Origin of the sequence: Pseudomonas sp. NPDC087598 (genome assembly GCF_044743525.1) — a bacterium.
Classification (GTDB): Bacteria; Pseudomonadota; Gammaproteobacteria; order Pseudomonadales; family Pseudomonadaceae; genus Aquipseudomonas.
Genome location: NZ_JBIUWQ010000098.1, coordinates 1 through 10,380, shown reverse-complemented (window position 1 = coordinate 10,380; position 10,380 = coordinate 1). Strand labels below are relative to the sequence as shown.

General features: G+C 58.0%; 9 protein-coding genes and 1 pseudogene. 3 read left to right on the top strand and 7 right to left on the bottom strand.

Going from position 1 to position 10,380, the window contains the following annotated elements; translation table 11 throughout:
- Positions 1-135: 135 nt before the first annotated feature.
- Positions 136-780: an orotate phosphoribosyltransferase gene (gene pyrE, locus ACIOWE_RS28920; RefSeq protein ID WP_011336558.1), complete on the top strand. Its 645-nt coding sequence runs from the start codon at positions 136-138 to the stop codon at positions 778-780.
- 51 nt (positions 781-831) lie between these two features.
- Here the strand turns inward: pyrE and ACIOWE_RS28915 are convergent, their stop codons facing one another.
- The 6 genes and pseudogenes from ACIOWE_RS28915 to coaBC all read right to left on the bottom strand — a co-directional run bounded on the left by ACIOWE_RS28915 (position 832) and on the right by coaBC (position 7,306).
- The gene (locus ACIOWE_RS28915; RefSeq protein WP_401398325.1) at positions 832-1,701 is read right to left on the bottom strand and encodes a nucleotidyl transferase AbiEii/AbiGii toxin family protein; all 870 of its coding nucleotides are present in this window, start codon (positions 1,699-1,701) and stop codon (positions 832-834) included.
- The gene (locus ACIOWE_RS28910) at positions 1,689-2,747 is read right to left on the bottom strand and encodes a type IV toxin-antitoxin system AbiEi family antitoxin (RefSeq protein WP_401398323.1); all 1,059 of its coding nucleotides are present in this window, start codon (positions 2,745-2,747) and stop codon (positions 1,689-1,691) included. Before ACIOWE_RS28910 ends, ACIOWE_RS28915 begins: the two co-directional genes overlap by 13 nt.
- Positions 2,748-3,005: 258 nt before the next feature.
- The gene (argB, locus tag ACIOWE_RS28905) at positions 3,006-3,911 is read right to left on the bottom strand and encodes an acetylglutamate kinase (RefSeq protein ID WP_003229488.1); all 906 of its coding nucleotides are present in this window, start codon (positions 3,909-3,911) and stop codon (positions 3,006-3,008) included.
- A gap of 17 nt (positions 3,912-3,928) precedes the next feature.
- Positions 3,929-5,305: pseudogene (locus ACIOWE_RS28900) on the bottom strand (phosphomannomutase/phosphoglucomutase); the annotation flags it as partial.
- 331 nt (positions 5,306-5,636) lie between these two features.
- A complete protein-coding gene (gene dut, locus ACIOWE_RS28895; RefSeq protein WP_064116430.1) occupies positions 5,637-6,092 on the bottom strand; it encodes a dUTP diphosphatase in 456 nt (151 codons plus the stop codon).
- Positions 6,093-6,097: 5 nt separating this feature from the next.
- The gene (gene coaBC / locus ACIOWE_RS28890) at positions 6,098-7,306 is read right to left on the bottom strand and encodes a bifunctional phosphopantothenoylcysteine decarboxylase/phosphopantothenate--cysteine ligase CoaBC (RefSeq protein WP_401398330.1); all 1,209 of its coding nucleotides are present in this window, start codon (positions 7,304-7,306) and stop codon (positions 6,098-6,100) included.
- Positions 7,307-7,441: 135 nt separating this feature from the next.
- Here coaBC and radC point away from each other — a divergent pair, with 135 nt between their 5' ends.
- Positions 7,442-8,116 (top strand): DNA repair protein RadC, encoded by a 675-nt coding sequence (gene radC / locus ACIOWE_RS28885; RefSeq protein WP_401398321.1) that lies wholly within the window; start codon positions 7,442-7,444, stop codon positions 8,114-8,116.
- Between the two features lie 133 nt (positions 8,117-8,249).
- On the opposite strand, the gene ACIOWE_RS28880 is transcribed toward radC, so the two are convergent.
- The gene (locus ACIOWE_RS28880) at positions 8,250-9,836 is read right to left on the bottom strand and encodes an ABC transporter substrate-binding protein (protein WP_401398319.1); all 1,587 of its coding nucleotides are present in this window, start codon (positions 9,834-9,836) and stop codon (positions 8,250-8,252) included.
- 448 nt (positions 9,837-10,284) lie between these two features.
- Here ACIOWE_RS28880 and rpmB point away from each other — a divergent pair.
- Positions 10,285-10,380 (top strand): 50S ribosomal protein L28 (gene rpmB / locus ACIOWE_RS28875; RefSeq protein ID WP_401398328.1); only part of this gene is annotated, 96 nt, incomplete at its 3' end.

Sequence of the window (10,380 nt, the reverse complement as noted above, 5' to 3'; positions counted from 1 at the left end):
AAACAAACGACATAAGACATAAAAAAAATTAACTTCACAAAAATCATCAGCATAAAAGGACACAAAAATCGCGTGCGTGTATGATACACGGCGTCAAGCTAATTAGCTAAATCCGTGGTATTTGGGGTTTTTTTCATGCAAGCGTATCAGCGCGATTTCATTCGTTTTGCCATCGATCGCGGCGTTTTGCGCTTCGGTGAGTTCACCCTGAAGTCCGGGCGCACCAGTCCCTACTTCTTCAATGCCGGTCTGTTCAACTCGGGTTCGGCCCTGGCGCAGCTGGGGCGTTTCTACGCTGCAGCCATCGCCGAGAGTGGCATTCCCTTCGATGTGCTGTTCGGCCCGGCCTACAAAGGCATCCCGTTGGCGGCCACTACCGCCGTCGCGTTGGCTGAACACCACAACCGTGACCTGCCATGGTGCTTCAACCGCAAGGAAGCCAAGGCCCACGGCGAGGGTGGCAGTCTGGTTGGCGCTCCGTTGACCGGCGATGTGCTGATCATTGATGACGTGATTACCGCCGGTACCGCAATCCGCGAAGTGATGCAGATCATCGCTTCCCAGGACGGCGCCAAGGCTGCAGGCGTGCTGATCGCCCTGAACCGTCAGGAGCGTGGCAACGGCGAGTTGTCGGCCATCCAGGAAGTCGAGCGCGATTTCGGCATTCCGGTGATCAGCATTGTTTCGCTGAACCAGGTGCTGGAATTCCTCGCGGACGACCCGCAACTCAAGCAGCACCTGCCAGCCGTGGAAGCCTATCGCGCCCAGTTCGGCGTCTGATTGATAAAAGAAAAGGCCCTGTGAATCAGGGCCTTTCTTTTTCGTCCTGCTCTACTCCCGCAGTTGCAAGGCGCGCAGCAAAGCATCCACTTGTCCGAAAGCATCCTGCTGCCACTGATCCGGTGTCCGATCTTCAAGGATTTGACTGTCTTCGACAAAGCGTCTTACGGATGTTGGGCCGTACCCGTCAACCACATCGAACTTTTGGCTGATGTATAGGAAGCCTTGTTCGCCACTTCCTGTTTCCAGCACCGACCGGCACTCATCAGCAAGGGCATCTGTGCCTCCGGGATAATTGCGGACGCAGTAGTAGATGTCGTAGGCGTCTTTCTGCTTGTGTCTCCCATTCAAGGCGTAACCCTTCATCGCAAGAAGCGCCGGAATAGAACATACGGCAACTTCGACACGATTTTTACCGCCTGTAGGCATAGGTCCTTCGATTGCTACCATCTGGTAAAAGCGGATGGCTAAGTCGGCGCCGTCAGCACGTTGTACTGCAAAGTCGCTGAGGATGGGTGGCTTGTTCTGAATGATTTCAGCGTCGCGTGGCATCAAAAAATCCACGATCACATCTATCGGGGCTCCCCCGTCTACGGCGGGCACCTGACGAACGAGTTGGAAGCGTCGTAAGTCGCCTCTTTGTTCATAGCCGTTGCCCATCAAGGCCTCGATCAAGGTTGCGTACTCGCCGTCACCCAGTGCCTGTGGGTCAAGGCTCAAGTCGACGTCCAGAGTTCCGACATGTTGCATGTCATCATTTGCAAGCAGTAACCACGGTACCGCGCCGCCAATCACTGTGAACTTGCCTCTGAAGCTACCAAGAATTTGTCCCATTTCAACGAGTACCGCTTTCACTGCGGTCGTTGTTCTGTCGTCATATTCCGAGGCATTTTGAGGTTCTTGAGGCGCTAACGGGGCCATGTCAATTGCTCCTGTCGTAGATGCTCGGCGGCTTCCTTGCCGCGTTCTCCTGAAACAGATAAATCCAGATAGGTCTGAATAGGACTGGTGCACATGACACCTGGTGCAGCTTCGACGGTGTCCAGCAAAATCCCTTCGTCCTTGGGAAGAGTGATCACGACATTTTCACCCTTGGACGCGGGAGCGAGCTTTAACGCCTTGATCAACACTTCTACCCCTTTGTCGTCTGCGTAGAAGTGATGGGTGCTGACGCGCGCGTAAGGGGCTAACCACTGTGCGGCAGAAAACGAGGAAAAGAGCACGGTTGCGTCGTTATGTTGGCTGATAGCATTTCGAGCCGCGCTTTCCAGGGCGCTGCCATGTAATGGGGTGTAGAACGTCTTGCGCTCTCCTTGTGGCGGTTCATAGGCCTCAACCCAGGCATCCAGAACGGTCTGAGGATCGCGCAAAAAAAATCCATTGTTTGTCGCTCTTGCCCATTCACGGTTGAGCAGAGCGGTGCGGACGTTGCTGACTTGACCCAGGCTGACGCCGGAAGCTTGAGAAAGCTCTATTACTCGCCATTCATGATCTGGCTCTCGAAGCATCCTGCGAATAATCTGCGCCGATTTTGGTTTGAATAGAGACTTCAACTCTCTGTGTTCCGACGGGGGCTTGTCAGCGACTTGATGATCAATGAAGACGCCTGCGAACGAAATACAGGCGTTGCCCTCCAGATCCAGATACCCGACGTCTTTTTCTCGACAGGTTTGTCGAGCTGCCGGGGAAAGATAAGGGGCTATGAGAATGGGTGTGGCATCAAGCTCACGAGTGTTGATGTAGTCACGAAGTTGCAGGATGGCGGAGGTTACAAATCTGGGTTGTCCACTTGTCTTGGCTTCGCAGACCAGCGTGTATGACTTCCCGGATGTGGTTATTTCGACAACGAAGTCAGGCGCCCAGGCTTCGGAGTGCTCAGTCCGTTTAACACTTGTAACTTCAAGAATCGGTATTTTCGCGAGAAGGCTGTGAAGCGCTTCTATAGATTTTTTTTCGAGCTCTTTCATCAGGCAGCTCCTTTTCATCGAATGCTGAAAATAGTCATTCAAGTGAAAATAGTCTAGATATTTCACTAAATATAATATTTTCAGCGAATGTTGAAAGGCGGCAGAATAGTGAAATCGCGCAAAGGAGAGTGGGTCGCCGAGTCGAGCGTGCGGAAATAAAAAACCGCAGCCTTCAGAGGCTCCTACAGGATTCTCGTTACATTCGGAATCCGTGTTCGCAGGAGTTACTAAAGGCTGCGATCTTTTCTGTTTCGGTTATTACGGACGCTTGCGATTGCTGATCAGCGTGCCCACACCGGTGTCGGTGAAGATTTCCAGCAGGATCGCGTTCGGTACGCGACCGTCGATGATCAGCGAGCTGCCGACACCGCCCTGAACCGCTTCCAGTGCGCAGCGGATCTTCGGCAGCATGCCGCCGTAGATCGTGCCGTCGGCGATCAGGTCATCGACCTGCTGGGTGCTCAGGCCGGTCAATACGGTGCCCGACTTATCCATCAGGCCGGCGATGTTGGTCAGCAGCATCAGCTTTTCAGCTTTCAGGGCTTCGGCGACTTTACCTGCCACCAGGTCCGCGTTGATGTTATACGACTCGCCGTTTTCACCCACACCAATCGGCGCGATCACCGGGATGAAGTTGCCTTTGACCAGCAGGTTCAGCAGTTCGGTGTTGATCCCGACCACTTCGCCGACCTGGCCGATGTCGATGATTTCCGGCTGGGTCATCTCCGGGGTCTGACGGGTGACGGTGAGTTTCTTCGCACGAATCAGCCCGGCGTCTTTACCGGTCAGGCCGATGGCGCTGCCGCCGTGACGGTTGATCAGGTTGACGATGCTTTTGTTGACCTGGCCGCCAAGGACCATTTCCACCACGTCCATGGTCGCGGCGTCGGTGACGCGCATGCCATCAACGAAGTGGCTTTCGATCGACAGACGCTTGAGCAGATCACCGATCTGCGGGCCGCCGCCGTGCACGACTACCGGGTTGATACCCACGGCTTTCATCAAGACGATGTCGCGGGCGAAGCCGGTTTTCAGCTCCTCGCTTTCCATCGCGTTGCCGCCGTATTTGATCACCAGGGTCTTGCCGACATAACGTCGGATGTAAGGCAACGCTTCGGACAGGACCTGGGCGGTATGGGCGGCGGCTTCGCGTTCGAGGGTCATTCAGGGCTCCGGGTGAATCAGAACGGTAGTTGGAGATCAGGTGCAACGCGTTTCAATTGGGCGTGGAACACATCCTTGATGCGCTGCAATTCAGCCTCGTCATCGGCCTCGAAGCGCAGCACCAGCACCGGTGTGGTGTTGGACGCGCGCACCAGGCCCCAGCCTTTGGCGTAGTCGACTCGCACGCCGTCAATGGTGGTCAGGTCAGCGCCTGCGCCCCACTGTGCGTCGTGCAATGCATCAATGATGCTGAATTTGCTCTCTTCGGTCACATGGATATTGATTTCCGGCGTAGAAATATCGTTCGGGAAGGTCGCAAACAGCTCCTCCGCCGTGGATTCTTCCTTGCTGAGGATCTCCAGCAGCCGTGCAGCGCTGTAGATACCGTCGTCGAAACCGAACCAGCGTTCCTTGAAGAAGATGTGCCCGCTCATTTCACCGGCCAATAGCGCGCCGGATTGTTTCATTTTCTTTTTGATCAACGAATGACCGGTCTTCCACATTAGCGGGCGACCGCCGTACTCCTTGATCAGCGGCACCAGGCGGCGGGTGCATTTGACGTCGAAGATGATCTCCGCGTCCGGGTTGCGCGCCACCACGTCGCGGGCGAACAGCATCAGCAGACGATCCGGGTAGACGATGCTGCCGGTGTTGGTCACCACGCCAACGCGGTCGCCGTCGCCGTCGAAGGCCAGACCGAGATCGGCGTTTGTTTCCTTGACCTTGGCGATCAGGTCGACGAGGTTTTCAGGTTTGCCCGGGTCGGGGTGATGGTTGGGGAAGTTGCCGTCGACTTCGCAGAACAGCGGAATGACTTCGCAATTCAGTGCTTCGATCAGTTGCGGGGCGATCACGCCGGCCGCACCGTTGCCGCAGTCGACCACGACTTTCATGCGTCGGGCCAGTTTCACGTCCTGGACGATCTCGGTGTTGTAGCGATCAAGGATCTCGACCTGAGTGACGCTGCCTGCGCCGCTGCTCAGGTTGTTGGTCTTGATGCGTTCGTGCAGAACCTGAATCTGTTCATTGGCGAGGGTATCGCCAGCGATAACGATCTTGAAACCGTTGTAATTCGACGGGTTGTGGCTGCCAGTGAGCATCACCCCGGATTTGCCGGCCAACACGTTGGCGGCGTAGTACAGCGCCGGCGTCGGTACCAGGCCGACGTCACTGACGTGGCAACCGCTTTCGGCGATACCGCGGATCAGCTCGGCAACCAGCTCAGGGCCGGACAAGCGGCCGTCACGGCCGACGGAGACGTTCGGCTCGCCCTCGGCCAGGCTTTGCGAGCCAATAGCGCGACCAATCCAGTATGCGGTTTCAGCATTGAGGAATTCCGGCACGGTGCCGCGAATATCGTAGGCGCGGAAAATGCTGTCGGGCAGCTTCGGGGCAATCTTGGCTGGGGTGCTCATCTACGGAAATGCTCCATCTCGAAAGTGGCGGGACAGACCGACGAATCGTTCGACGGCAGGCTCAAACTGAAGGGTATGACGGCGTTTTCCACAGAGAGTTCGTGGTGTGAAAGGGCCATGACGCCTCGGCTGGCGTGGCTTTCGGCCGGCAAAACCTTGATTTACGGTGTTAAAACCTGCTGCCGATGTAGCGCATTTTTTGTGGCGAGGGAGCTTGCTCCCGCTGGGCTGCGTAGCGGCACCAAAGATCTTGTGTGCGCTGCGCACCCAAGCGGGAGCAAGCTCCCTCGCCACAGTAACGGGTTATCTGTTACTTGGTGCCGGTATGGCCGAACCCGCCGGTGCCGCGTTCGGTTTCAACGAACTCTTCGACCATTTCGAAATGCGCCTGCACCACCGGCACTAGCACCAGTTGTGCCAGACGTTCGCCGACGGTCATGGTGAAGTCGGTTTGGCCACGGTTCCAGCAGGACACCATCAGCGGGCCCTGATAATCGGAGTCGATCAGGCCGACGAGGTTGCCCAGCACGATGCCGTGTTTATGGCCCATGCCCGAACGCGGCAGGATCAGCGCGGCGAGGTTCGGGTCGCCGATGTACACCGACAGGCCGGTAGGGATCAGCACGGTTTCACCCGGCTTGATGACGATGTCCTGTTCCAGCATGGCGCGCAGGTCGAGGCCGGCGGAGCCCGGGGTGGCGTATTGCGGCAGCGGGAAATCGGTGCCGATGCGTGGGTCGAGGATCTTGGCTTGCAAAGCGTGCATGTAAATTAAACCTGGTTCAGACGTTCGGCGATAAAAGTGACCAGTTGGCGAGCGATCTTGCTCTTGCTGGTCTGGGTGAAAACCGTGGCGTGCAGCTCACGGTCAATCACGCTGCAGGCGTTTTCTTCGCTGTTGAAACCGATGCTCGGGTTGGCGACGTCGTTGGCGACGATCAAATCGAGATTCTTGTCTTTCAGCTTGCGTGCAGCGTAGTCGAGCAGGTGTTCGGTCTCAGCGGCGAAGCCGACACTGAACGGACGGTCGGGACGGGTTGCGATGGTGGCCAGGATGTCCGGGTTACGCACCATTTGCAGGACGAAGCCGTCGCCGCTTGTAGGGTCTTTCTTGAGTTTTTGCGGGGCAACGACTTCCGGGCGGTAGTCCGCGACCGCTGCCGAAGAGATGAACACGTCACACGGGATCGCGGCTTCGCATGCGGCCAGCATGTCACGGGCGCTGACCACGTCGATGCGGGTGACACGATCCGGGGTCGGCAGGTGCACCGGGCCGCTGATCAGGGTCACGCGGGCGCCGGCCTCCACTGCGGCTTCGGCCAGGGCAAAGCCCATTTTGCCGGAGCTGTGGTTGGTGATGTAGCGCACCGGGTCGATGTTTTCCTGGGTCGGGCCGGCAGTGATGACCACGTGTTTGCCGGTCAGCGCCTGACGCTGGAAGCAGTCCGCCGCGCATTGCGCCAGATCGGTGGCTTCCATCATCCGGCCCATGCCGACGTCGCCGCAGGCCTGACTGCCCGAGGCCGGGCCGAAGGTCTTCAGGCCACGGCTTTCAAGGAGTTGCAGGTTGGCCTGGGTGGCCGGATCACGCCACATCGCCTGGTTCATCGCCGGAGCAACGGCCACGACGGCGTCGGTGGCCAGTACCAGCGTGGTCAGCAAATCGTTGGCGATGCCTTGGGCCAGGCGGGCGAGCAGGTCGGCGGTGGCCGGGGCGATCAGCACCAGATCGGCCCACTTGGCCAGTTCGATATGGCCCATCGCCGCTTCAGCGGCCGGGTCGAGCAGATCGAGGTGGACCGGGTGCCCGGACAGGGCCTGCATGGTCAGCGGGGTGATGAACTCGGCGCCGCCATGGGTCATGACCACGCGCACTTCGGCACCCTGGTCGATCAGGCGACGAACCAGATCGGCGCTCTTGTAGGCCGCGATGCCGCCGCCGACGCCCAGAACGATGCGTTTCCGATACAGCCGCTGCATAGGTCTGCCTTTCATTTCGTTGGTGACATACGTGGCGAAACCCCCTCCCCAGGGTGAATCCGCCCGCAAAAAAGATGGGCTACGATATCACAGCGACCGCTACGGAACAGCGGCGCCCACAGACAAGGAATGTGTATGAGTATTCGCGATTGGCCTGCGGCGGAACGGCCGCGGGAAAGGTTACTTGAACAGGGTTCTGCGAGCCTTTCGGACGCCGAGTTACTAGCGATTTTTTTGCGCACGGGAGTCGTTGGAAAAAGCGCTGTGGACTTGGCGCGACACTTGTTGAATCAGTTCGGCAGCCTGCGTTTGTTGCTTGAGGCCGATCAGGAAGCATTCAGCAAACAGTTGGGGTTGGGACCCGCAAAGTTTGCACAGTTGCAGGCTGCTCAAGAAATGAACCGGCGGTATCTGGCCGAGCGTTCACGCAGAGAGCCGGCGCTGGAGAATCCGCAGGCTGTTCGGGATTACCTCAAATCCATGCTCCGACACGAGCCACACGAGGTGTTTGGTTGCCTGTTTCTGGACTCCAAGCATCAAGTGTTGACGTTCGAGGCACTGTTTCGCGGTTCCATCGACAACACCAGTGTGCATCCGCGAGAAGTGGTGAAACGTGCCTTGGCGAACAACGCCGCGGCCGTGATCCTCTGCCACAACCATCCGTCGGGCAATACCGATCCCAGTCAGGCGGACAGGCAGCTGACCAAGCGTTTGCAGAAGGCGCTGGAGCTGATTGATGTGCGGGTGCTGGATCACTTCATCATCGGCGACGGCGAGCCGCTGTCGATGGCGGAATGCGGCTGGATGTAGCTCTCAAGGGCAAAACGCAAATCCATGTAGGAGTGAGCCTGCTCGCGATGGCGTCATTTCAGTCAGCTTATTCAGTGACTGGAAGATCGCTATCGCGAGCAGGCTCACTCCTACAGGTTTTGTGTAGGGCGGGTTATTTGAGATTGACCTTGGAGTAGTCCTGACGACCGAATGGGCTCACCGAATAACCCTGCACGTCCTTGCGCGTCAATGCGTACGCGGTCGGGTGTGCCAGCGGCAGCCACAGCGCCTGCTGCTGAATCTGCGCTTGCGCCTGCTCGTAGAGCTTGGTGCGTACACCCTGTTCGCTGGTGGTCTTGCCGGCGCTGATCAGCTTGTCCAGATCGGCATTGCAGTAACGAGCGAAGTTGGTGCCGGACTTGACCGCCGCGCAGGAAAACTGCGGTGTGAGGAAGTTGTCCGGATCGCCGTTGTCACCCGCCCAACCCATGAACAGCAGGTCATGCTCGCCGGCCTTGGCGCGGCGGATCAGTTCGCCCCACTCGATCACGCGGATTTCCGCCTGAATGCCGATCTCCGCCAGATCCGACTGCAGCATCTGTGCGCCGAGACTTGGGTTCGGATTGAGCAGGCTGCCCGACGGCCGTGTCCAGATGGTGGTCTGGAAACCGTCCTTCAGACCGGCCTTGGCCATCAGCGCCTTGGCTTTAGCCACGTCGTGCGGGTAGCCCGGCAGGTTTTTCGCGTAGCTCCAGGTGTTCGGCGGGTAAGGGCCGTTGGCGGCTTCGGCGGTGTCTTCGAACACGGCTTTGATGTAGTTGGCCTTGTCGAAGGCGAGGTTGATCGCCTGGCGCACTTCCGGCTTGTCCAGCGGTGGGTGCTGGCTGTTGATGCCGACGAATGCGGTCATGAACGCGTCAGTCTTTTCGACTTTCAGTGTCGGTTCTTTCAGCGCAGCCTGTACGTCCAGTGGCTTCGGCGAGAGGGCAATCTGGCATTCATTGCGCCGCAGTTTTTGCAGGCGCACGTTGGCATCCGGGGTTATGGCGAAGATCAGCGGGTCCACCGATGGCTTGCCGGCGAAATAGTCCGGGTTGGCCTTGTAGCGGATCGCGGCGTCTTTCTGGAAACGACTGAACACGAACGGGCCGGTGCCGATCGGCTGGCTGTTGAGCTTGTCCGTCACGTTGGCTTTCAACAGTTTGTCGGCGTATTCGGCCGAATACACCGAGGCGAAACCCATGCTCAGCGTTGCCAGGAAGGTCGAATCCGGGTGATCGAGGGTGAAGCGCACGGTCAGCGGGTCCAGTGCGTCGATCTTCTTGATCAGTGCCGGCAACTGCATCGATTGCGCGTGGGGGAATCCGCTCTGGGCGACTTTGTGCCATGGGTTTGCCGGGTCGAGCATGCGGTCGAAGCTGAATTTGACGTCTTCTGCAGTCAGCTCGCGGGTCGGCTTGAAGTAGTCGGTCGTGTGAAACTTCACCTGCGGGTGCAGTTTGAATACGTAGGTCAGGCCGTCGGTGCTGACTTCCCAGCTATCGGCCAGGCTCGGGACGACCTTGCCGCTGGCGGTGTCGAACTCCACCAGGCGGTTCATCAGCACGTCTGCCGAGGCATTGGTGGTGGTCAGCGAGTTGTATTGCACCACGTCGAACCCTTCAGGGCTGGCCTCGGTGCAGACGCTCAGCGCGGCGGCCTGGGCCAATGGGCTCAGCAGGAGCGGGGCGAGCAACAGGGGTAGGGCAGCGAGGCGCATGGTCGGCTTCCTTTTACAGATCGAAGGCCCATCTGCTAGTGCAGTCTGGAAAAGGCCTACCCTAGAGGGCTGGATTACAAATGACTATCCCCTTTTTGCATTTTCGCGGCACAGTGATGGCGGTTTTTCAGACCGCGGCGTGCCGCAAAAAGTCTGTAACCGCCGCGCAGGCGATTTTCTGCGACGAGTGGTAAAAACCGGTACCAGCCTTTATCCAAAGCGTTCGCAGGTCGAAAAAGCGCTTTTTTGTGGATTGATTGCACACGGAAAGTTGTTGCACCCCGGTCTTTCTGGTATAAAGCAGCGCTCTTTTCTAGGGGCCCGGTTCCTTCACTGTAGGTGTAGCCGGTAAGACCTCTAAAGAAACGCGGCGCCTGGCGCCAAATGACTGAGAGATTAAGCGGCCAACCCATGCCGGGTTGGGCATGTGGTTTTAGAGGGCTGAGGCATGTCGAGAGTATGTCAAGTTACCGGTAAGGGTCCGGTGACTGGGAATAACATTTCCTCCGCAAACAACAAAACCCGTCGTCGTTTCCTGCCGACC

What these genes read in the sequence shown, in the direction of transcription:
- radC (WP_401398321.1), top strand. Translation starts at nt 7,442, where the DNA reads ATGAGTATTCGCGATTGGCCTGCGGCGGAACGGCCGCGGGAAAGGTTA.
- coaBC (WP_401398330.1), bottom strand. Translation starts at nt 7,306, where the DNA reads ATGCAGCGGCTGTATCGGAAACGCATCGTTCTGGGCGTCGGCGGCGGC.
- argB (WP_003229488.1), bottom strand. Translation starts at nt 3,911, where the DNA reads ATGACCCTCGAACGCGAAGCCGCCGCCCATACCGCCCAGGTCCTGTCC.
- ACIOWE_RS28910 (WP_401398323.1), bottom strand. Translation starts at nt 2,747, where the DNA reads ATGAAAGAGCTCGAAAAAAAATCTATAGAAGCGCTTCACAGCCTTCTC.
- ACIOWE_RS28915 (WP_401398325.1), bottom strand. Translation starts at nt 1,701, where the DNA reads ATGGCCCCGTTAGCGCCTCAAGAACCTCAAAATGCCTCGGAATATGAC.
- pyrE (WP_011336558.1), top strand. Translation starts at nt 136, where the DNA reads ATGCAAGCGTATCAGCGCGATTTCATTCGTTTTGCCATCGATCGCGGC.
- dut (WP_064116430.1), bottom strand. Translation starts at nt 6,092, where the DNA reads ATGCACGCTTTGCAAGCCAAGATCCTCGACCCACGCATCGGCACCGAT.
- ACIOWE_RS28880 (WP_401398319.1), bottom strand. Translation starts at nt 9,836, where the DNA reads ATGCGCCTCGCTGCCCTACCCCTGTTGCTCGCCCCGCTCCTGCTGAGC.